Source organism: Niabella beijingensis (genome assembly GCF_020034665.1).
Classification (GTDB): Bacteria; Bacteroidota; Bacteroidia; order Chitinophagales; family Chitinophagaceae; genus Niabella; species Niabella beijingensis.
Map to the genome: position 1 here is coordinate 2,139,647 of NZ_JAIQDI010000002.1, position 24,004 is coordinate 2,163,650.

Sequence of the window (24,004 nt, forward strand, 5' to 3'; positions counted from 1 at the left end):
TGCGAACCAGTGCTCACACTGATACAGAGATACGCATACGGCAACTTCACTGCGCTTTGCAAAGCTTCCCGCCATCCGGCATTTTAAAACAACCCATTATTGCTGTTCTTGTTTTTTTAAGAACAGCTTCAGATCACAACCGGATAACTGACCGATGCCCTGTACCACCATTCCCGCATTTAACCGGGAACCGTCCAGGTTGGGATGCGTATGATCTTTAGGGAAAAATGCGTTCACCGCATCCGGACCCAGCCGGTCATACTTATCCGCAATCAGCTGATTCAGATCCACAAAAAAAGCACCGGTTGCTACAGCAACCTGTTTTGCCCAGCCGCCATAATCCAGGTCATTTCTTTTAACTTTTCCGTCTTTAAAATCATTCCGTGGTATGGGCGAACAAACAATCGCGACGGCGCCTTTTGACTTAGTATCATTGATCAGCTTGCGTATATAGTAACCATATGTATAAACCGTCTCTTTTATTCTACGGATGGGATTATATATTTCCTGCGATGCATCACCAATACCTTTTATCGTTCCCCTGGCCCGCGCAGTATCATCCAGGGGGCCGCTGTCATTGTGTCCAAACTGAATGATGACATAATCGCCTTTTTTCAGTGTTTTTAAAATAGCATCCCAGCGGCCATCAGTAATAAAAGTACGGCTGCTGCGTCCGCCGATCGCATGGTTCCGGATGGCGATCTTTGTTGTATCAAAATAATTATCGATCAGGCTCCCCCATCCCCAAAGGGCATCTGCTCCTTTTCCGTTACCATTTTTAACCGTAGAATCACCAATAATATAAAGTACTGGATGCCTTTTTAAAAAAGAAAAAGACCCCAGTATACTAAATACTGCTATCAGTAAACAGGTTGCATATTTCATTTTATACCTGATTTGATTATTGCATTATTCTTTACCATAAGTGATCATCTGACATACAGGGATGTTTCGTCCGCTTCCTCTATCAACAACCCTCACACAGACATTACCGGTTAAAGTCCGGGTATCATTTCATCCGTTCTTCAGTTTCCTTTCCGCCGGGCCGGGCGGCCGCGTTTTTTTTATCAATCGAAACAATAAAATTATCAAAGTGCCAATCTTTGGTATACTCCATCTCACTCAGCATCCGGGCTTCAATACGGCAATTTTTAAAATGAAAATTGCGGATCAAAGACTGTGGCAATCCTGTAGCCACTATTGCCGTATTTACATTCGTTGCGCTGATATTTTCAATATAAAAATCCTTTGCCTGGGGGATCCCGCTCTCAGCAGGCTCCACTTTCTGCAACAATGTACGCCAATGGGAAGGAACGGTTTCATATGTGTACCAGCCGGGAAGCGTTGAATAACTGTACGCCGGATACCAGTTCAGGTTAAACTGGAATACATTATTGACAGAATCCAGCACCACATTTCTAAAATAAACATCCTCAACAGTACCTCCCCGCGTGGTGGCCGATTTGATCCGTAATCCATTATCTGTGTTTTTACCCTGGAGGTCCTCGGCCAGTACATGCCGGATGCCGCCGGACGTTTCACTGCCAATGGTGATCAGACCGGCACCCCGCCTGGCCAGCGACTTCCTTATTACTATATATTCGGTAGGCCTGTTAACTCTTAAACCATCCCAATCGCGTCCTGCTTTCAGACAGAAATTATCATCATTGCAATCAATATCACAATGTTCGACCAGCACCCAACTGGATGAATCAATATCAATACCGTCTGTACTGGGACCATGGCCGTCTTCATTATTGCGGATCACCAATCCGTCAATGGTTATCTGTTTGGAATAAAGTACCTGTACCGTCCAAAAACCCGCATTCTTAAAAGTCACCTCTTTCAATGTGATGTTTTCACAATTCTGCACCAGCAGGGTACGCACGCGTTTCACGTCATAGTCAACGATCCAGCGAAGACCTTTCGCGGTATATTCTTTGTTCATTTTCCAGTACAGGTCCCAATTAAACCTTCCTCTTGCATTGACGACCCCTTTGCCGGTAAGCGCTGCGTTCTTTACATTAAGGATATTGATCAATGCAGACGGCCATTTCATTTCGATGCCGGCAATACGGGAATCGATTTCAGGATAATCCCTTATATCCTCGCTACCCAGCAACAGCACGCCTTCATCAATACATAACTGCACCCCTTCTCTTATAAAAAGTGCACCCGTTGTATATGTCCCCTTTTCAAAACGGACAATGCCGCCTCCTTTTTTACTGCACGCGTCGATGGCTTTCTGAATGCCATCGGTACTTAGCTTTGAGCTATTTTTATAAACCCTGTATCCATTTACACTATAGATTTTCTGAACAGCCGGAAATGATCTGGCCCCCACCCGTTTCACCCACCCGGGGGTTTGGCCACAAACAATGGCCGACCACATAAAACACAAAAACAAAAAAAAATTCCTCTTCATTTTCATTTTACTTTTAGCCCCGTCCGTGTTTGCTGTGTTCTGACAGAGTCAGGGCTTTGTTACCGGGTAACAACAGGGATGCGCTGAAGGGCACCCGGTTGCTTTATTATTTTAACGGCGTCATCGTTACCGGTCCTAAAAGCCCCGATGGCTGTGGCTTCCAGTGCGCCGCATTAAACAGACCATCCATTGTATTCTCCTTTAACCGCGCGGGTATATTGATGTTATAAAATACTTTCCAGGGGAGCTTATTACGATCCATATAAGCGATCCGGTTGGCCATCAGGTTGGCCACTATTATTTCCAGTTTGTTTGTTGCCCGTAATTCAGATGCAGGGATCACGGTGGTGAATGAGGGGCCTATCAGCGTTGCCAGGCTTTTGCCGTTTAGGATCACTTCGGCGGTTTCATGCACCCTGCCCAGATTTAACAAATATCCCGGCGCATTCCCCGGCTTCGCAAATGTTGTACTGTACTTTGCCGTTCCCGAAAAATCACCGGCAGATGGCACATCCAGATCGGTCCAGGATCCCGGCTGTATCTCTATTACCGGTTCGGGTATTACAGGTCCTCCTTCCAGAAACTCCAGCTTCCAGTGGCCATCAAGTGTAACGGAGGCACCGTTTCCAAGCCGATAGGGAAAAGGAGCACCTTCCTGTTTTTTATGATAAGATCTCAGGATCAGCGATGCCTGTGGTTGTAGCTGTACCCATACATCCAAACCGCCGTTATTATTTTTTTTCCATCTGGCCATCCCTTTTTCTCCGGTAGCGGCATCAAATAAAGCCACTGCTGCGGCGCTATCCTGCAGTGTCAACCAGTCTTCAACCGGCAGATCCGTACGGTTATCTATAAAGTAGGTCCTTCCGTCAGGGTTCTTTCTCCGTAATAGGTATATGTCTTTTCCCGGAAACCGCTCCTGCCGGGCACCAGCGGCATTCATAAGCAGGTCGAGCCGGTCGCTTTTATAGATGGCCCCTTTTCCCACGACGGCCTTTTCTATACCATCCCGCGTGATAAATTTAAGCGGAGCGAAAAGTTGTCCCAGCTTTTGCCTCCGGGCCTCCGGATCCTGCAGCCCCGGAACATCATGCGGAAGTTCTTTATAAACCAGTATCCGGGCGCCGGATTTTGCCAGTTGCAGGATCTTTTCAGCGGAGGCGATTGAAATCAGCTTACTGGCCGGAAGTAAAATCGCTTTATAGGTGTTACCGCCCGAAATAATATTTTCATCTGAAGAAGAGAATTGCTGCAATTGCCTGTCGGAAAAAAAGTCAAAGCTATATCCCTTATCAAGCAGATCCTTTGAGACCTGCTCAAAGTCTGTATGCTCGAAGTTTCGTTCCATTCCGTCAAAATGCTGAAGCAGGGCTTTGCCCGGATCTGAATAACGATCGATGATCGGATAATAAAGCAGGATGTCATTATCCGGCCGGCCCTGCTGCAAAAAGCTCTGCACACGGGCCACATAGGTATTCAATGCATGAAAATGGTTCCATTGCGGATTGGTGGGCTGAAAATGCACCGCCGCATAGAACAGCCATCCGGGCCAGGCTGCCGTGCGTGGTGAATAGGCAATACCATGATAAAAGATATGATTCACCCCGCCGAGGAAATAGCGGTCAATCGCCTTTTTCACATCACCCCAGGAGGACAGAAAATGCTCATTGAGCCAGGTGGCTGATTCCGATGCAATCAGTTGCTTACCGGTCACATTAGCCGCAGAGGCTGCGAATTTAAAGCGCAACACATCAGTGCCTTCTGTCTCCGGAATATCCACCACACTGTAAAGGTCCAGTGTATTGGCCGGCGACCCATGACTTTGGTTACGTAAAACCGCTCCCCTTGAAGCACCCCATTTTTTCCATTCCATCGTAAAATGCTCTAATAATAATGCATCAATAACCGAACGGTAATCATAGATCACCCTGCTGTTCCTATCCGCATTATCGTTACCAAACAATGCGGGCAGGTAATGGCGCAGGTCATAGTCTTTTCTTTTTTTGAACTCGGAAAAGAAATCCGGCGTCCAGTTGGCCTGCCCCCGGGCATCGTCTACCTCATAGGAGTCATTAAAAAATCCCCTCAGATAACTGATATCATATCCTTTGAAAGCGTCATCAAACCGTTTAAAATAATGATCCGCCGCCGCCTTTGAAAAATGATCGATGGCGTAACCTTCCCCTCCCGGGGCAGCCCTTTCCACCATTTTGCCATGCAGTCCCTCAAACAGGGCGTACAGGGTCCATGTACCGGTGCCTGCGGGTGGCACCCAGTCCAGTATTCCGGCGCTGTCCACCTTTGCAGTAAGATCAAGCGGTGCCATTGTTGCATTGTACGCCATCAATGTCTTCAGGGGTAATTTACCCGGGAACTGTACCTGGTCCAGCGCCAGCTGCTGAAGATCCTTATTACCTGAAAGCGGATTTTTTATCGCACTGGTATTTAATGCCCGGTTATTGGCAGTGTGTACATAGCCCTCACGGAAATAGATGATCCGGTCTTTCAGGCGTATGCCCGCATTCAGCGAAAATGTTTTATAAAATATCGATTTGCTGGCGTCTTCGTCTTTTACCCAGGGACCACCAAATGGCCATCCCGTTCCGTTTGCAAGATCCACCCCAAGTCCAAGCCGCTTACTTTCCCGAAGGGTGAACGTAAAAAGCTCCATCCATTGAGGGGAAAGAAAATCAACAAATTCTTTCTCCTGCCCCTGTATACCATAGATCGGTGTGATTTCCGTTCCTCCGATGCCCGCCTTATTGTATTGTTCCAGATTCCAGGTCAGCCCCTGTTTGTTTACCGCACTTCCCTGCCACCACCAGCGTGTCCAGGGCTTATTGGTTTGCGTAACAGCCGGCCAGCTGATCTGTGCAACGGCAGTATTCACCAATAAACATCCTGCTCCCAGCAATAGAAATCGGATCATACGTATCACTATTAGTTCTCTTTTATGATTATGGTTACCGGTTTATCGGGCGCAGGACGTTACAATCATTCATTACTGCAACCCTACGTTACTTTATTGTTACGACGTACCTAAAAATAGTGCATCGTACTTCCCGATCTATCCTGTAGCATCCTGCGGTTCGGCTTGTTTTTACGCAAACGATTGCATACTGCTGATCCCGGTTAACCGGAAAGGTCACCACTTTGGTTATGCACTATCTTTATCAACGGGCCTTACAAAACAATCGTTACCGAGCTGCCCGTCTTTATCGCATCATTCACCAGGTTTTTACAAATGGTTATCCGAATATAAAAAAAATAAATTAATTGTCAAATAAACACTTATTTATTTTTTCAATTTTTCCAGATCAGATGGCCGCTGCTGTATCTTTATCTTACGTGTATCTGATCCCTGTTGTGCCACGTCAATTTCATGAATACGGTATCCGGAGAATGGTAAAGGAATAAGGCGCCAGGGTAACCGGGGGCTGCTTCCCGGATAAACGGATCCCGGACTCCTGCGGAAAAACCGTCCGGGGAGCTTCCATCGAATTCATGGCATCCAGATCCGTATGCTGAAGCCGGATCAGTTTCGCTAATGCCGTCCGTCTTTTTGTCCCACGCAACTCAAGCCGGATGGATTGTTCGCGCGGAAGTGCATTGACCATTTTTATAACCAGTTCCTTTGCCGGCTCATCAAGCACTGCCGACGCATACAAACTGTCCTGTCCGGCAACCACTTTGTCATTCAGGGTGAGCGGGAGTACTTTTGTCCCTTTATTCAATGCATACAATTGCTGCACATAATAGTCAGGAGTACCTGCTGCTTTCAGATTGCTCACCCATATCAGATCGGGCGACCATTGCCATCCTGCAGTATGCGCAAAAAGAGGGGCATAAGACGCCATTTCCACAACGGCGGCATTCCGTTCCACGCCGGTGAGAAAAGCAGCAATGGATAAAGCGGCCAGCCAGTTATTCTTTTTTTCCGGTGCCACTCCCTCCGGATGTGCTGCATACTCGCCGGCAAATACCTTGGTGCCTGTTCTGGGGTAATGATCATAACGGTTTACATTACTGAAGAACCACTGAGGAGGGCGGTAATAATGTTCATCAATAAAATCAATATGAAGTGCCCGGAGTGCAGTGTCCAGCTGCTCAAAGCGCTTTCCGTCAGGATCCGTTCCTGAGCTGGCAACGATCCTGAAATCGGGATATTTTGCTTTGATCGCTTTTTGAAACAATTGCAGCCGCTCCAGATACTGGGGGCCCCAGTTCTCGTTCCCCACTCCCATCATACTTAAGCCAAAGGGCTGCGGATGCCCCATATCAGCCCGGATCTTTCCCCATTTTGAAGTTGTCGGACCATTTGCAAATTCGATCAGGTCCAGCGCATCCTGTATGTATGGATCCAGCTGATCAAGGGGTACCACCTCGGCTGCATTGAACTGGCAGGCCATGCCGCAATTGAGTATGGGCAGCGGTGCTGCTCCTATATCTTCGGCCAGCTGGAAGTATTCAAAAAAGCCCAGGCCAAATGTTTGAAAATAATCGGGAGCCGGGCGATGTGCAAATTCAAAGTTCCACCGGTTAATCAGCAGCTGCCGTTCTTCTACAGGTTCGATCGTTTTTTTCCATTGATAACGTTGCGAAAGATCATACCCTTCCACAATACAGCCACCCGGAAAGCGGATAAAGCCGGGCTTCATATCTGCCAGCATCTGTACCATGTCTGCGCGCAGGCCTCCTTTTCTTCCCCTCCAGGTATCGCCCGGGAACAGGGAAATCATATCCAGGTCGATCGTTCCGTTGCCTTCAAGAGTGATCTTAAGCAGTGCTTTTTCTTCCGTTGCAGTTGCGGTGAATTGCAGCTCCTGCTTTCTCCATACACCGCCTGTAGCCGGCGGGATCAGTACTGCTGATCCGATAGCCTGCCCTTTTGCATTGCACAGTTCGGCCCGGACCGTTAAGCCTGCCGCCGCGCTCGCGTACATAAAGGAAAAATCATACCGGAGGTCTTTTTTGATTCCCATTCCCCTGAACCCTTCATTGATAAGTGAAAGAGACCGGGGGCCGTCGCCGGGAAGGGTTATCCGGAGAAAACGGGGATTTGCCGTATGCTGCTCTTTCCGGTTCAGTACTAGCACCGCGCCTTCCCGGTAGGGATTTTGCTCCACCTTCCAGCCCATCAGTGGTTTGAAAAATTCGAACGACCGGTTCTTTACCAGTTCTGCGTAAAGACCGCCATCCGCGCCCATATTGATGTCTTCAAAGAAAACGCCGTACATCGTGGGAGACACGGCTGCTACCGGCTCACCGGTACGGATCACAAAAGTTTTATCCTGTGCTATTCCCTGCTGTGTTAAAAACAGGAAAAAGAGCAATTGTATTTTTTGTTTCATATCAGAAATTACGCGGCAAACGATCTTTTCGCCGCTACTGCTGTTTCCGGCAACCTGCAGTTGTCCGGCAGATTATTAATTGTATTAAAAACAATTAATAACCGAATATAAATACCTTCGCGAATATCTCCAAATCGTTTATCCGGCTCCAGAAGTCTTTTACTGTATCATTACAAATCCACCACCGGGCACTACCACCAGTTCCGTCAGGCCATCCTTTCCAATGTGCACCTGCCGTTCCGCGGGCGCTTTTTTCCGGTCATCCGTAAGCAGCCTTACCGGCCGGCCGGCCAACATGGAAAGATTCATCTTCACCCGGACCGGTTGCTGCTGCGCATTGATGCCGGCAACATACCAGCGCTCCTTATGCCGGCGGGCCAATACCACATATTTTCCGGGGTATCCATCAATATAGCGTATTTCATCCCAGGTAACGGGTACCTTCTTCATAAAATCGATACATACCGGAGCCGCATCCTTCAGATTATCCGGCGCTAAAGCAAAAAACTGGACAGGGTTTTGAAACAATACCGCCGCTGCCAGCTGAAACACATCCGTGGTACGCCTTACAGAGCCTCCGTCGTTGTTTTTATTAAGCCGTTTATTTAAAAAGCTTCCCCCGAATTCCATACTGCCCACCGCGTTCCGGATAAAGGGGTGCAGGCTGGCATTAAAGGCCTCTGCATCACAGGAAGCCTGATTAAATACCATGTTCTCTGAAGCCAGTACCGCCTCACTGCCCACATAGTTCGGATACATACGCTCCCATCCCCGGGGTAGCGTAGCCCCGTGGAATAATACCATGAGTCCAAAATCATCGGCATCACTGAGAATGGACTCATACAGCCGCATCGTTTCCTGTTTGTCGCCTCCAAAAAAATCAACCTTGATGCCCTTTACTCCCAGACCCTGCAGCCATTTCATTTCGCGTTTGCGCAGGATCGGATTGTCCATCCTGTTAACAGGCCCCTGCTCAATATCATTCCAGTATCCGCTGGAGCTATACCAGAGAAAAACAGCGATGTTCTTACTATGTGCATATTCTACCAGGGATTCCATTTGCTGATGTCCGATATTTTTATCCCACCAGTTGTCGATCAGTACATATTCATATCCCATTGCGGCGGCAAAATCGATATACCGTACCTGGTCATTGTAGTTGATGCTGTTATCCTGCCAAAGGATCCAGCTCCAGGTACCTTTTCCGAATTTGTATACATGGCCCGTTTCATACAAAGGCTTTACCACATCCCAGGGAACCGTTGTTTCAACAACAGGCCGTAGGGTTTCTCCTACTGTAAGAGTGCGCCAGGGAGTCTGCCCGGGCAATGCAAATGCAGGGGCAACCGTACCGTTCCCGTCATTTTCTTCTGCCATCGGAAAAGCAATTGTGTACAAACCGTCTGATTGATATTCACTCAGGCGCGATGCACAATAACGGCTGTCCACGCCGGTCTCACTCACCAGTACCCACCCTTCTTTTCCCACCCGGAACAAACCGGGAAACGTGTATCCCTTTCCATACAATGAAGGAGTATCCATTGAAGCGCCCGCCTTATAAGGCTCTTCATAGCTGGGCTTTGTCCGCTTCCAGCCCGTCATTGCCACACTTTGAGGCGTTAGAAACGTGGTGGTCTGCAACGGGAATCTGAAACCTGTCAATTCCTGCAGCACCGTTACACCCGCTCTCCCGCTTTGCCGGGGCAGGGCATAACAAAAGGCCACATCATTATTACTGACCCGGAAGATTATATCAAGGGTCTGCTTTTGGGTATTGGCAACCGTCAGCACAAGCTCATTGGCTTTATAATATACCCTCGATTGCTTGGATCTGTTCAGCGTGTACTCCTCAGTGATACCAGAGGTTTTCTGATTTACCAGCAGAAGGTCATGACTAAAATCACCCATAGAGGTTTTCAATCCCAGCGGTGAGCTGCTCAGAAATACCTTTCCGTTATAATTTACCTTATACGCCAAACGGCCCTCCGTTATTACAAAAGCCAGTTCCAGGCTGCCGTCCGGCCCCTTTATCTTTACCTCCTCCGCCGCCGAAAAGAGGGATATAGCCATCCCCGCCATCCACAGACAAAATTTCTTCATGCGTTCCTGACAATTAACTGAAAAAATAGATTACAGGACAACACGTCCCTCTTTCAATTGTGGTGCGGTAAAAACGACCTGCACCTTGTTGTTCTTTTCCCTTCTTTTTATATAAGCGATAAGACGCCCCCTGAAGGTCTTTTGCCGGTGATCCGTATAGTCGCCCATATCCCCGTTATCGCCCGCTTCAAGTCCCAGCAGGCTTCCGCCGGATACGGTGCAGGTTATGTCAACATCTGTATAGGTAACCGGAAGACCGTTGGCATCTACCACCTGTACAGCCACCTGGACAACATTATCATTACTGCCGTCGATTTTTTCGATCACCTTTAATGCATATGGTGCTCCTGAAGTCTGAACGGTATATAAAGCTACTGTTTTATTGACAGCATTCAGTCCTTCGGCCTTCAGTACTCCGGGTTGGTAAGGGATATCCCAATAGACGATCCCGGTTTTATCATCATAAGCTTTTACGGCATCCACCTGTCTTTCATTAAGCAACAGCCTTACCCTGGGCGTATTCGTGTAACAGACAACGCGAATGCGCTGTCCTTCCTCATAATTCCACGAAGACCAGGCATCCATTGAAGGGGGTCGCTCCCTGGTGATCTCATTTTCAGTAAGCACTCCTGCCGTGGGCTTATTGCTTTTTCCGGATAAGGGATAGGTACCCAGATACACCATGGGTTTTTCGCTCCATAATGATTGCCTGAAATAACCACGCGGCTTTATAAAACCTCCGAAATCGAGCAGGCCGGAGTAAAACCCTCTTGAAGGCCATCTGCCCGATTCACCCAGGTAATCGATACCCGTCCACAGGAATTGCCCAAAGATATATTCGTTATCATGCACCGCTTTCCAGGCTTCCAGGTCGTGCCGGTTTTCACTGCCGAATATAACACGCCCGGGGTATTTTTTATGATCCATTGCGTACCGGCTTTCGGTATAGTTATAACCGGCAATATCCAGCGCTCCGGGATATCCGGTTTCATTTGACATCGCCACGCCTGCCAGGCCTGCTGTTACCGGACGCGAGCGGTCGTAGGTTCTTACTACCGTAGCCAGCCTTTTAGCGATCACTCCCAAACGCATTGCATCCGGGGCATCTTTTTTGTACCCTCCGAATATCTTTTGTGTGAACCCGCTTTCGCCGGAACCATCAAGCACCGGGTGTGAATACGGATCATTGGGATAGTCTACTTCATTGCCAATGCTCCATGCAAAAACGGATAAATGATTCCGGTCCCTGCGTACCATATCTGCCAGGTCTTTTTCTCCCCACTCCTCAAAGAAATCATAGGTCCCGTCAAAACCCGGTGTACCTACATTCCAGCCCTCCAGCCACTTTCGCTTGGGAAACTCCCATTCATCAAAAGCTTCATCCATAACCAGGAGTCCCAACTCATCGCAAAGATCATAAAACATCGTGGCCTGAGGATTATGGGTGGATCTTATAGCATTAACGCCCAGTTCTTTCAACTGCTTCAACCGCCGGCGCCACACTTCCCTGTACATCGCGGCACCTAATACGCCTGCATCATGGTGAAGACAGACCCCTTTTATTTTCATCCATTTATTGTTCAATGCAAAGCCCTTATCCGGATCAAATGTAAATTTCCGAAATCCGGTACGTGTTGTTACCGCATCAACAGGCCGGCCGTCTTTCAGCACCGTTGTTTTCAGCTGATATAAAGCAGGCGTTTGCAATTCCCAAAGCTGCGGATCCGGAACTGCCAACTGCACCCGGAGCCTGTCAGACGCACCCGGTTTTGCCGGCAGTACTTTCCGGCTTGTTGCCACGGTTTTGCCGGCAGCGTTTACCAATTCATTTACAACGGTCACCGGTGCCGTGTTTGTCAAATGATTCTCCACACCTACTTCCACATTAAGGACGCCTTTGTCCTTTTCCAGTTCCGGCCAGGCGTACACGCCCCATTCTGCAATATGAACGGACGCTGCATGCACCAGCCAAACATCCCGGTAGATGCCGGCACCTGTGTACCACCGGGAATCTGCAGCCCGGTGATGGTCTACCCGCACCAGTATTTCGTTTTCCTCTCCGAAATGAACATGGGGTGTAATGTCAAACATAAAAGAAACATACCCATTCGGTCTTTTTCCGATGGATTTCCCGTTTATAAAAACTTCACTCCGGTTATAGACCCCCTCAAAATAAATATACACTTTGTCTTTCTTCCTTGGTATCACCAGTGATTTCCTGTACCATCCGATGCCTCCGGGAAGGTATCCCATGCTGCTTGCATTCTTCGGATCCAGCTTTTGCGTTATACTCCAGTCATGAGGGATTGCAACCGGCTGCCATTTCAGACCGGAGGCCGGCCGTGTGGCAACAGTATCATTGCTCAACGCAAAAGACCAGCCTTCGTTGATTTTACTGGCATTGCCAAAACCCGGCTGGGAAAATGCCGTTGTACAGGACAGAAAAAAAACGATCGTATAGATAAAAGAAAGACAATTTGATTTTTTCATTGAACATTTTTAAATAATAAAAGTAGATACCACTGCCTTTTTTGGCCTTGCAGCCCGACATACAGGCCGCCCCCGTACTAATATCCTTCATTTTGCTTTAACTGATTGTCGGAAGCCAGTATTTCTGAACGGGGAATGGGCAGCCAGTAGTTCTTATCAGAAAAGGCCTTCCCCTCCAAAGCAACCTTCCGGGTATATGAAAACGTACCGTTCGCATTTTTTACAATGGTCATTCCGCTCGCTGCTGCATTTTCGGTAACACCGGCAATCTTCCACCGGCGCACATCATAAAACCGGTGTTCCTCAAAGGCCAGTTCTACCTGCCGCTCTTTTCTTATGGCGGCTCTCATTTGCACCTGGGACAACCCGGATGGCAACGGAGGCTGCCCCACACCGGATCGCTGCCGTACCTGGTTTACCGCTGTGTAAACGGACCCGTCCGGACCGGAAGCTTCATTTTGTGCTTCTGCATAATTCAGGAGTATTTCTGCATAACGCATGTATATCCAGGGTTGCTGTCCGGCAGAAGACCAGGGATTCTGAATCGGGTTTGCATCATTCATAAATTTCCGCAGGTAATACCCGGTCTTCGTGGTGTTCCAGTTAGACGGGCCATCTTTGCTGTCCCTGCCTCCCGGTGTAAAGGTTTCTATAGTACGTCCCCGGTAAGCGGCTCCATTATAGAGAATCGTATAATAGAACCGTTTGTCCCGGTTTTCATAAGGCTTATCCGGATCATAACCGGATGCAGCGTCCGTGATATCCTTACCATTGTTCATCTGATAGGCATCCACCAGGTTCTGAAGCGGTGTGTTACCGGCCCAGCCATCATAACCATTGGGCCCGTTTGCGATCTCCATTCGTACGTGGGGTGCGGTGATTGTGTACTGGCGGCCAAAAATAATTTCATTACCTGACATAGCCTGATCAATAAATAAAGAAGCGTAATCGGCCTGGATCGCATATTTATTCAGGTCCATCACCTCTTTTGCGGCGGTTGCAGCCGCCGCCCAGGTAGCGCAATTGTAAAGCGGACTTGCGGCATATAACAGCAACCGTGCCTTCAAAGCCAGTGCCGCGCCCTTTGTGGCCCTTCCCAGCGGCCAGCTCCCGTTGTTATCGCGGGGTAGCAGCTGCGCAGCGGTATCGAGTTGTGCAACCGTATAGTCGATCGACTCCTTAAGACCGGCCCTCGTAAAAATAGCCGGATCGGTTAAATTATCCTTCAGCTCGTATACTTTATCACCCACCAGGGTAATCCCTCCATAATTCCTGATAAGATCATGATACCGGAAGGCGCGTATAAATTTCAGTTCGCCGATTATGTAATTTTTATGCTGATCGCTTATAGCAACCGCTGAAATATTATTCAGTGCCCAGTTACAGTCTCTGATCCCCCGGTAGCTTCTGCCCCAGAAAGCTCCCGCATTTCCCAGGTTTTCGGGAGCTATCTGCCCTCTTTGTATCAGCCAGCTGCCATCATCATTATTATAAATCGATTCATCGGAGTTAGAACTCCACATACTGTATTCAAATGCCCTTCCGAAACCGGGCAGGGTCCCTTCACCCTCCTTATCGATGATCTTTATTCCCATATACCGGTTGACCACATAATTCTCAAACAAAGCGGAATCCTGTAAAATGGAAAGATCGGAGATGGTAGTGGTGGGGGTCAGATTCAGGAATTCTTTTTTGCATGAGGACAGGATTGCTCCCATTATTGCTATTGGCAGAATAATTCTTTTCATGTTTTTACTTTTTATTGCTGGTATTGCCGGATCCGCATCAGCCGCGCCGGTGCAGCATTTTGTTACACATAATTTTAAGCGATCAAAATCGAACATTCAATCCAAGGTTGATAATCCGTTGCTGCGGGTAAAACTGACCCGACCCGCTGCTTCCCTCGGGGTCATAATCCTTTACCTTTGTTATTGTAAACAGATTAAATGCACTTGCGTACACCCTTACGTTGGACAATTTTATCCTTGTAAACAACGGGTTTACCACTGTGTAGCCCAGTTCCATGTTCTTCAGGCGGATAAATGAGGCATCATTCAGCCAAAACGTGTTGGAATAGGCCCCGCCGTTTACAGAATTGGAAGAACGCTCATCCACCCTTGGATAGCTGCCGTTGGTATTTGAAGGGCTCCAGCGGTTATCTGCCCAGGAACTGTAGAAGTTACCGATCGTACCCGACTCCGGCAGCACATACTGACTTACCCGTGCCTGGCCGGCCAGCAACAGGGTCAGATCGATATTTTTATAGTCACCGCCAACGGTAAAGCCGTAAATTATCTGGGGAATGTTACCGTATTTAGTGCGTACCATATCGTTTGCATCAATTTTCCCGTCATTGGTATAGTCCTGATAAATAAGATCGCCCAAACGGGGAGTTGTTGTGGGATGCGGGTATTTTGAAAGATCCTCCGTCGTCCGCATAATACCGGTCGTATTGTATAAAAGATAGGTATTGAGCGGCCGGCCGGTCTGTTTCTGCCACTCCGGTGTACCCGGAGCTTCATCAATATCTACGATCTTACTTTTTGCATAAGTAAAGTTTCCGGACAGGAAGATGCCGGCATTTTGATGGAGGCGCTTACTGTATCCCAGGGTAAATTCCACACCATTGTTATCTACTTTTCCGATATTTTCAGCGGGTATTATCCCCGTGTTAATACCGGACACCTGGGGAACAGAAGCGTTCCTTATAGCCAGTATATCAGATCTTTTTTGCTGGAAATAAATGAATTCAAGATTAAAATTCTTAAGAAAAACGGCATTCAGCCCAATATCCAGTTTCTTGGCACGTTCCCAGGTTATATCGGGGTTGGCCAGCAACGTAAGATCATAACCCGGATGAATGGATCCGTTGATCACATACTGACTGTTTAAAGAATAATTATTAAAATACTGGAATAATCCCACGTTATCATTTCCAAGAATACCATAGGAAGCCCTCAATTTAAGATCATTGATAACCGCGCTTGTATTGAACCAATCTTCTTTTGAGATCCTCCAGGCAGCAGCTATGGAGGGGAAGAACCCGTATTGGTGGCCGGGTGCAAAGGTGGAAGAGCCATCCAGGCGGGCCTGTGCCTCTACCATATATTTCTCACTGTAGTTGTATGAGATCCTTCCCAGGTAACTTTTTCTGGTGTAGGTAAAACTTCCCCCGTCACTTGATTTATCGGCATCAGCAGTCCCGCCCTGACTTAATTCCGGTGTGGTATAGGTAGGAAAATGTTTTCTGTAAGCCGAGAAATTATCGCTGTGATAATTACTTTGTTCATACCCGATAAAAGCGTTCACAGCATGTTCCCCGAACCGGCGGTCAAAATTAAGGCGGATATTGGACACATACTGGTATTGATTGGTTTGAGACTGGGATAACGTAGCCTGTTTGTCGATCCCCCCTAAAACCGTTGGGTTATAGGTATTGGTTGTTGCATCATACTGGTACAGGTTATAGGGCTTTGCAAAGTTTTTACTAAATCCCGCCGACTTATCTACACTAAAGAACCCTTCCAGGGAAAGTCCGTTAACACCAGGTATCATATAAGAACCTTTCAGGATCCCGTTAAATACAAGCGTTGGATTGTAATTCGTTCCGGGAACATCGGATACCATAACGGCAGGGTTGCCGTTTTCAATACCCGTGGTGGGCAATCCATTCGGATAATAGGCTGCAACTGTTGGATAAGCCCGGTATAAAAAACGAAAGATATCTCCCGCTCCGGATTGCGGAAACAGGCGGTCTTCCTGCCGTCCGGACAATAATAAGCTGACTTTTAAACGTTTTGTAATAGTGGCATCAACATTAGAACGAAAACTATACTGTTTATACCGGGTAACCCCATTTTTATACAGCCCGTCCTGGTTCAGGTAGCCTGCCGACAAGAAATACCGCACATTCTCACCGCCACCGCTCACCGAAATATCGTGTTTGCTTTGCAGGGCCACTTTTTTTAATACTGCATCCGGCCAGTTCGTATTCGGATAGTTCAGGGGATCGCTTCCATCTTTGAATTTCTGTAATTGTTCCTCAGAATAGATCTGGTTCATGCCACCGGCTGTATTGTTATAATAAGCGATCTCATTTTGGATGGTGGCGTAGGTGAAGGCATCTGCCAGTTTCGGGAGCCGGGTTGGCGAAGTAAACGCCTGGTTGAAATAATAGCTTATGACCGGCTTGCCTGTTTTTCCTTTTTTTGTAGTAACGAGTATCACACCATTGGCTGCCCGGCTTCCGTAAACGGCTGCTGAGGCATCTTTCAAAACGGAGATATCTTCGATATCGTTGGGGTTCAATCTCGATAACCCGCCGATCTGCCCCGGGATACCATCCACAACAACCAGCACATCATTATTCCCGGTGGTGGCAAGCCCCCGTATTAAAATGCTCGATCCGTCATAGCCGGGCTCGCCGCTGCGGTTATTGGCGATCAGTCCCGATACACGCCCCGCAAAACTATTTGACACATCCGGTTGCGGGCTTTTTTGCAATTCACCCCCTTTCACAGAAGACACCGAACCTGTTAACGTTGCTTTTTTCTGGGTGCCATAGCCCACCACCACCACTTCGTTCATGGATTCAGCGGCTTCATTATCAAGCGTAACATTCAGCGCTGTGTCATCATTGACAGTAATCTCCAAGGGAGTTGCTCCAACACTGGTAAACCGGATCCGGTCTCCTTTAACGGCATCAATGGTATAATGACCGGTCTCGTTGGTCATAGTAACCGTGTTTTTGTCAATAACAGTTACGGTAACCCCGGGCATTCCTTCTCCTTTTGCATTGGTAACAACTCCCTTTACAGGACTTTGTGCAAAAGCGGATGGTGAATTAAGTAACAGTAAACCCAGGATCATCACTGCACTACAAAGAGGTAATGCGCCCTTTTTAAAACAGGTTTTCATTAAACAATCGTTTAAAATTTTAGAATTGATTTTGTAAACTTGGCAGTTCTCGAGCGTGCAAGAAAATTTCAGTTTATCTGCAATAAAAATACAGTGCGGGCGACCCCTCATAGGGGGTGTTTTCTGAAAAAAGAGGGTAATTTTCGTATATTTTGCTACCTCGTGCTGTGTTTTTGTCTTTCTGTTCTGCCTACTGTGTAGGTTTTCTGAAACTGGCGCCGGTATTTTTTGATGTATTCAGATGGGGTGCAATTGAAAAGTTTGGCAAATTGTGTACGGAAGTGCTTGATATCGTTAAATCCGGCTTCTGTTGCGGCTTCACTCACATTGCAATTGGTATTAATAAGGATCTCGGCCGCTTTTCGCAGGCGGATCATTCTTACAAAACTGCTTACGGTATGTCCGGACAGCTGCTTTATCTTCTTATACAGTGCCGAATGACTTTTTCCCATTTCCCTGGCCAGCAGGTTAATGGCAAATTGCTCATCATACAGGTGTTTTTCCACTACTTCCATGCATTGGTCTAAAAACAGCTTTTCACTTTCCAGCACATTAAGATTGTTTTCTTTCAGGGTCACATGATTCAGAAAATATTGCTGCAAATGGGCCTTTGAGGCGACCAGGTTATTTACTTTTGCAATAAGCAATTGTTTTTCAAAGGGTTTCAGGATATAATCTTCGGCGCCGCTTTTTATGCAGTTGAGCCTCATTTCCGCAGCATCTTCTCCGGTCAGCAAGATCACGGGAATATGTTTTACCCGGTCGTTTGCCTTAAGTTTCACACAAAGGTCATACCCGTTTAAGTCCCCATGCATATTAAGATCTGTAATAATTATATCCGGCAGGATACTCAGCGCCAGGTTATAGGCATCGGTACCATTCTGGGCAATCGTTACATTATAGGCCGGTAAAAAGATACTTTCCACATACTGCGCCAGCTTTTCATCATCATCAACGATCAGCACTGTTTTTTTCTCCGAAACGACTTCATCCAGTTTGGAAGCCGGCCCGGTCAGTGGCAATTCAACCTCAGCGGCTATTATTTCATTCACAATTTGTTTTTCCGGCTCATCCTCGGTAACTGCCAGGTTTGCGGGAAAATGCGCCTTTCCCCTGAAAAGCCGGATATAAAATGTCGTTCCTTTTCCGATCTCGGTTTCGTAATGCAGTTTCCCTTTATGCAGGTCGATAAAATTCTTAACGAGATACAGGCCGATTCCAAAACCAGGCTTGGTTTTGGACTCCAGTGTTTTTACCTGGTAATACTGATTAAAGAGCTTCCCCCCGATATTCTTATCAAAGCCCGGACCCGAATCTGATATGGCAATCGTTACCGAATGGACCTCATCGCTGATATCGAGTGTTACCGTTCCGCCTTCCGGTGTATATTTCAGCGCATTGGAGATAAGATTAAAAACAGCGATCTCAATTTTTTCGGCGTCGGCAAAAATGGTTATTTCCTTGTTCGTACAATAAAGCTCATACCGGATCTTTTTTACTTTTGCCTGGTAATAAAAACTGTCGAATACGGACCGGCACAAATCATAAATTTTATAGTTTCCTATGGTTAAATCGGTGGCATCTGCATTTGCTTTTCTGAAAAGCAATAACTGATCTACCAGGCGCAGCATCCTTCGGGAATTATTGTAAGCCACTTTGATCTCCACCGGATTTTCATCTTCATTACTGTTATGCATTAATTCATTGATGGGATTAATGATAAGTGTAAGTAATGTCCTGAACTCATGTGTGATATTGGTAAAAAAAGAAGCCTTTCGTTCACTGAGCTCTTTCTCATTCTGTGCCGTCACCCGGGCAAGCTGCACTTCGTATTTAAGTTTCTGCCGGTTTGTCTTATATTTCAGGTAGGCATAAAGAACAGCAACCGCAATACCTGCATACAGCAGCCAGGCCCACCAGCTTCGGTACCAGGGCGGCAGCACTATTATTTTCAACGTTGTTATTGTGCTGCTCCATTCACCGGAAGCATTTGTTGATTTAATATATAGAGTATACGCCCCCTCACTCAGGTTATTATAGGTCAGCGTGCGGGACCGCGTGTAGTTCCAGCTCCGGTCCCATCCTTCTAAAAAATAGGCGTATTGTATCTTTCCGGGCGAGGAAAAAGCGATGGTTACAAAAGAGATATCAATATTGGCATCTTTAAACGGCAATTTTATGAACCTCATATTTTCCACGGGCATTGCTTCCGTCCGGTAAGACGTTTGCGCTATCGGCGTTTTGTTAATTTTTATAGCAGTAATCGTTGGTGCCAGCTGTTCCCCGCTGGTACCGGCAATTGTTTGGGGGTTAAATTTGTTGAACCCGTCGATCCCTCCAAAAAGCAATTCCCCGTTACTAAGCTTTAGCGCTGCGTTGTAATTGAATTCATTGCTCTGCAGGCCGTCATCAACCTCATAATTCTTCACTGCTTTTTTATCGGGATTAAATCTTGAAAGCCCGCTGTAGGAGCTGCACCACAGATCCCCTGCATCATCCTCCAGAACATTCAGTATGGTATTTCCGGGTAATCCGTCTGATGCCGTAAAATGCTTAAATGTATGATCCGATTTATTAAAAAGGACCAGCCCCCCGCCTTCGCTTCCCAGCCAGATCCTGTTTTTTGAATCGGCATAGATACATAAAATGGGATATTCCACGGGATACCTTAAATGCTGCATCCCCTTTATGTCTACCTGTATCAGTTCTTTGTAGTTACCGGCCCACAAATCGCCATCCTCGTCCTGATGAATCGCATGTATATTCGTGAGCCTGCTGTCAAAAAGCTCCCATTTATCAGCGCTTTCATTAAACTGGTACATCGCTCCACCCCTTGTAGCGCCTGCCCATAACCGGTGTTCCCTGTCCTGAAATAATTTCCAGAAATTGATATCATACTTATTCATTACAGGGTTATAGCAGGGATAATTCACAAACTTTCCCGATGACCGGTCCATCAACTGCAGCCCACCGCCAAAAGTGGCCACCCACAGGCGATTTTTATAATCTGATAAAACACTTACCACAAAATTGCTTCCAAGAGAACCCGGATCGGCTGCATCGTGAACAAAATTTGAAAAACGGTTCCTGACAGGATCCCACAGGGAAAGCCCCCCTCCGTCTGTTCCGATCCAGATATTGTGTCCGGCATCTTCGCCAAACGAAAGTGTGAAATTGCTGACCAGTGAATTTTTATTAAACGGATCTTTTTTTATGGATTCAAACAATGGCTTTTTATTATCCGCAACACCAATGCCCCCGCGCAAAGTGGCGAACCAGCTCCTGGATTCCCGGTCTTCAAAAACCGCATACACCGTACCGCTTTTTAACGTACCGGAGGCATTACCGGCTGTAACATAATCCACCTGGTTATTGTTGGTGTTAAATACAGCAACGCCGCCCCCATCCGTGCTCACCCAAAGCCTGCCATCCCTGCTCAACAGCAGCCCTGTGATATTCCGCACCGGCATTTTTGTATTATAACTACTTGCCCCGATTTTGTCCGACGGGAAATAGTATTGAAACAACCCGTTCTGCGATCCTATATAAATGATATTACGTCCTGGAACTGATAACAGTTTCCCTCCATCCGTGATGCTATTAGAAACAAGCTTTATTTTCCGGGTCTTTCGGTCGAGCGAGCAAAGTCCGGCATTTTTTATAAACAGATACAGGGTTCCGTTGTACTCACATATTCCCTGTACATTATAATCGGCAGCATTATTGAAGGTTATTTGTGAAAACCATTTGTTCCCCGGTTCCAGTATCAGCAACCCTTTATCATCCGTTCCCAGGAAAACCGTATCATCAGAAATAAACAACTCATTACACCGCGCCTCCAGTTTATGAATCTTATCCGTGTTAAACGGCCGGTAATTAAAGGATTGAAATGCCTGCTGCGCATAGTTAAAAAAGCTCACCCCTTTCAGCGAGCCTGCCCATATCCCTTCTTTACTGACGCCTAATGTTACAATATGATTGTTAATTAGCGAAGTGCTGTCGTGCCATTTATTCCGGTACACTTTGAATTCAAAACCGTCATACCGGTTGAGGCCATCAAAAGTCCCCACCCAGATAAAGCCGAATTTATCCTGTATGATACTGGTAGCCGAATTATTGGAAAGTCCCTCGGAAATGCCGATGTTCTGAACGCGGATATTCTCCGCAGACAATCTGCTACAGCTGAACGATACCACAACAACGAACAATAAAACCAATCGCATATCTATCAGGATTTATCTGTTAAGATATAAAATTATTGCAATATGAAACTGCTGCATTGAACATCAATACCGGCAGCGCTTATAAAAGCAGCGCCTTGATTCATTACATATATCCCGGCCCCGGCATTATCAACGCAGCAGCCGGATCTCATAAATACCGCCGGCCGTTGATCCCCCGGCTGCCTTAAACCGGATATTCAATACAGCGGGCTGTCCCGTTTCCTGCAGCGCATAGTCCTTATCAATAAAAAGCGGACCGTCCTTACCCTCGAGATGAACACGGGTAACCAACCGGTCATTAATAAAAATATCAAACTCCCTTCCCCGGTCTTCTCCCCAATAGGTGACCCGTATCTTCCGGGCATCTTTTGTTGTATTTTTCAGATCATAACTGAACCATCCGGTTGCATGCCGCCAATGACGGCCGTTATGCAGCCCTGTTTCTGTTTTTTCCCCCTGAAAATTATGATCGGCTTCAGGTTGTTGTTCTCCCGGCAATATACGGTCGATGGTTGATCGCTCCAGCTGCTGTTTCAGGGAATCGGCAACCCGGATCTGCTCCTTCCGTTTCTGCAAACCCGATTGCGAAGTATAGGGCCAGTAAACGATATACCTGGCATTGTGTACTGAGAAGAAAGGGACCAGTTTCAGCAACCGGTACCTGGCAGGATATATACTGTCTTTTATCGTGAATTGCAGGGATGAGGGACGGACCGGCACGATCCGCTGATCCAACTCATTTTTACTACCGATAAATACAGGTGCCTCCTCCAGCGGATAAAGAGGGCCATTGGCAATATGACCCGAACGGCTGCCATCCGAATATTGACCCGTTAAACCGGTTGTATCTGTTATAGCAGCCAAAACAACGGGTCCGTGTACAAACGACACCCAGGGTGTGCCATCCGGTAATTGTTCTGCGGTGGTATGCATCGGAAGCTCCACGGTTATAACATCACCGTTTTTCCATAACCGGTGAATCGATAGGTAATCATGTTCGTCTGCCGAAAGCGCTGTTCTTTTACCATTGATGGTTACTGTCATACGGCTGCCTGGTATCCAGGAAGGCTTTCTGATATGAAAGGAAAACCGTCCGGCGTTTTTCAGCGAAAGACGGAAGCTGCTTTTTTCCTGATAAGGGAATGCTGTTTGCTGGGTCAATTGCAGCCCTTTTTCCTTCCATGTTAAAACAGACGGAATAAACAAATTCACATAAAGATCCTGAGAGCTATGCGCATAGATCATTTCACCATACTTGCCATGGTTTTCCATACCGGACCCCACGCAGCACCAAAAATCCTGCTGTGCCCGCGAATACACTCTGTAATGACGGGGCCGTATGGGTGTAAAATAAACAAAGCCGCCATCCGGGTGCTGCGACGATAAAATATGATTGTACAATGTACGCTCATAGTAATCCATATACCCGGCCAACGGATGTTGCAGAAAAAGATGTTTCGAAAGTTTCAGCATGTTATAGGAATTGCAGGTTTCCGGTCCCTCCCTTGATTCAAGCATTGATGAAAAATCGTCTGCCGGATTGAAATGCTCACGTACGCTGTTTCCGCCAAAAGATACCGTACGGTTTTTTACCACTGTCTGCCAGAAAAACGCAGCAGCGCCGGCCCAGGAAGTATCTCCCGAAATTTCAGCGATCCGCATGAAACCGATAACCTTGGGTATCTGCGTATTGGCATGAAGACCTGTAAGTGAATCAACACGTTTTAACAACGGATCCAATATCAGGCGGTGCGAAAACCGCTCTGCCAGCTGCAGGTACCTGTGATCTCCTGTGATCCCAGCTATATCTGCCAGGGCCTCATTCATTCCTCCCTGCTCACAACGCAGCATATTTTGCAGCTGCGCGTCATCCAGCTGCCGGGTTGTCAGAAAACACCATTCCGAGAGCTTTATTAAAATTTCCTTTGCCTTTTCGATCCCTGTAAGCCGGTAGGCATCGATGAGGCCGGCGAATAATTTATGCATATTATACCAGGGCACCCATTTGCCATTCAGGGAAAACCCACCCGCCTCTATTTTCCCCGCTGCCAGATCGGTCCAGAATTTTTTGCTTCCCGGTATTCCTCCCACATACCCGTTACCATTTTCCCGCTGGCATTTTTCCAGTTCATCTATCATATAGATCAGCCTCCGTCGCGCTTCAGCATTATGTGTAGCGGCATACATATTGGAAAGTGCCGACAGATAATGTCCACCGATATGTCCGTCAAGCCCTGTATTTTCCCAGTTCCCATAGCTTTGCGCCTTGGGCTTAAGTCCGGCCTCTCTTAAAAAAGGAGCTAATAAGCGATCCGGATCAAGTGACAGGATATAATTAAGATCGGTCTGACAGGCACGCTTAAAAGGACTTTCCAGTAAACGAACATCGGAAAGGGGAAATGCAGCGATACGATCCTGCGCATGAATCTTCAGGACTGAGAGGAACAGTACAGCAGCAATTGTTGTATAGCGATTATTTTTTCTCATTTTAATCTGGT

At 47.1% G+C, this 24,004-nt stretch carries 10 protein-coding genes; all 10 read right to left on the bottom strand.

Features of this window, described 5'->3' with window-relative positions:
* Positions 1–96: 96 nt before the first annotated feature.
* Positions 97–885 (bottom strand): rhamnogalacturonan acetylesterase, encoded by a 789-nt coding sequence (locus tag K7B07_RS25020; protein WP_223713280.1) that lies wholly within the window; start codon positions 883–885, stop codon positions 97–99.
* A 124-nt stretch (positions 886–1,009) separates the two neighbouring features.
* Positions 1,010–2,425 (bottom strand): glycoside hydrolase family 28 protein, encoded by a 1,416-nt coding sequence (locus K7B07_RS25025; RefSeq protein WP_223713281.1) that lies wholly within the window; start codon positions 2,423–2,425, stop codon positions 1,010–1,012.
* A gap of 106 nt (positions 2,426–2,531) precedes the next feature.
* Positions 2,532–5,354: a glycosyl hydrolase gene (locus tag K7B07_RS25030; RefSeq protein WP_223713282.1), complete on the bottom strand. Its 2,823-nt coding sequence runs from the start codon at positions 5,352–5,354 to the stop codon at positions 2,532–2,534.
* Positions 5,355–5,805: 451 nt separating this feature from the next.
* On the bottom strand, positions 5,806–7,776 hold the full coding sequence (locus K7B07_RS25035; protein WP_223713283.1) for an alpha-L-arabinofuranosidase C-terminal domain-containing protein: 1,971 nt from the start codon (positions 7,774–7,776) through the stop codon (positions 5,806–5,808).
* A 159-nt stretch (positions 7,777–7,935) separates the two neighbouring features.
* A complete protein-coding gene (locus K7B07_RS25040) occupies positions 7,936–9,876 on the bottom strand; it encodes a glycoside hydrolase family 97 protein (RefSeq protein ID WP_223713284.1) in 1,941 nt (646 codons plus the stop codon).
* 30 nt (positions 9,877–9,906) lie between these two features.
* A complete protein-coding gene (locus K7B07_RS25045) occupies positions 9,907–12,366 on the bottom strand; it encodes a glycoside hydrolase family 2 TIM barrel-domain containing protein (RefSeq protein ID WP_223713285.1) in 2,460 nt (819 codons plus the stop codon).
* Between the two features lie 77 nt (positions 12,367–12,443).
* Complete coding sequence (locus K7B07_RS25050) at positions 12,444–14,114, bottom strand: RagB/SusD family nutrient uptake outer membrane protein (protein WP_223713286.1); 1,671 nt, start codon at positions 14,112–14,114, stop codon at positions 12,444–12,446.
* An 82-nt stretch (positions 14,115–14,196) separates the two neighbouring features.
* Positions 14,197–17,283, bottom strand: a complete 3,087-nt coding sequence (locus K7B07_RS25055) for a SusC/RagA family TonB-linked outer membrane protein (RefSeq protein ID WP_223713287.1) — start codon at positions 17,281–17,283, stop codon at positions 14,197–14,199.
* A 155-nt stretch (positions 17,284–17,438) separates the two neighbouring features.
* The gene (locus K7B07_RS25060; RefSeq protein WP_223713288.1) at positions 17,439–21,506 is read right to left on the bottom strand and encodes a hybrid sensor histidine kinase/response regulator transcription factor; all 4,068 of its coding nucleotides are present in this window, start codon (positions 21,504–21,506) and stop codon (positions 17,439–17,441) included.
* A 129-nt stretch (positions 21,507–21,635) separates the two neighbouring features.
* Positions 21,636–23,993, bottom strand: a complete 2,358-nt coding sequence (locus K7B07_RS25065; RefSeq protein WP_223713289.1) for a glycoside hydrolase family 127 protein — start codon at positions 23,991–23,993, stop codon at positions 21,636–21,638.
* Between the last annotated feature and the right edge of the window lie 11 nt (positions 23,994–24,004).

Excerpts from the sequence above, each read along its gene's own strand:
- K7B07_RS25035 (WP_223713283.1), bottom strand. The coding sequence starts at position 7,776 with ATGAAACAAAAAATACAATTGCTCTTTTTCCTGTTTTTAACACAGCAG.
- K7B07_RS25045 (WP_223713285.1), bottom strand. The coding sequence starts at position 12,366 with ATGAAAAAATCAAATTGTCTTTCTTTTATCTATACGATCGTTTTTTTT.
- K7B07_RS25040 (WP_223713284.1), bottom strand. The coding sequence starts at position 9,876 with ATGAAGAAATTTTGTCTGTGGATGGCGGGGATGGCTATATCCCTCTTT.
- K7B07_RS25050 (WP_223713286.1), bottom strand. The coding sequence starts at position 14,114 with ATGAAAAGAATTATTCTGCCAATAGCAATAATGGGAGCAATCCTGTCC.
- K7B07_RS25055 (WP_223713287.1), bottom strand. The coding sequence starts at position 17,283 with ATGAAAACCTGTTTTAAAAAGGGCGCATTACCTCTTTGTAGTGCAGTG.
- K7B07_RS25020 (WP_223713280.1), bottom strand. The coding sequence starts at position 885 with ATGAAATATGCAACCTGTTTACTGATAGCAGTATTTAGTATACTGGGG.
- K7B07_RS25025 (WP_223713281.1), bottom strand. The coding sequence starts at position 2,425 with ATGAAGAGGAATTTTTTTTTGTTTTTGTGTTTTATGTGGTCGGCCATT.
- K7B07_RS25065 (WP_223713289.1), bottom strand. The coding sequence starts at position 23,993 with ATGAGAAAAAATAATCGCTATACAACAATTGCTGCTGTACTGTTCCTC.
- K7B07_RS25060 (WP_223713288.1), bottom strand. The coding sequence starts at position 21,506 with ATGCGATTGGTTTTATTGTTCGTTGTTGTGGTATCGTTCAGCTGTAGC.
- K7B07_RS25030 (WP_223713282.1), bottom strand. The coding sequence starts at position 5,354 with ATGATCCGATTTCTATTGCTGGGAGCAGGATGTTTATTGGTGAATACT.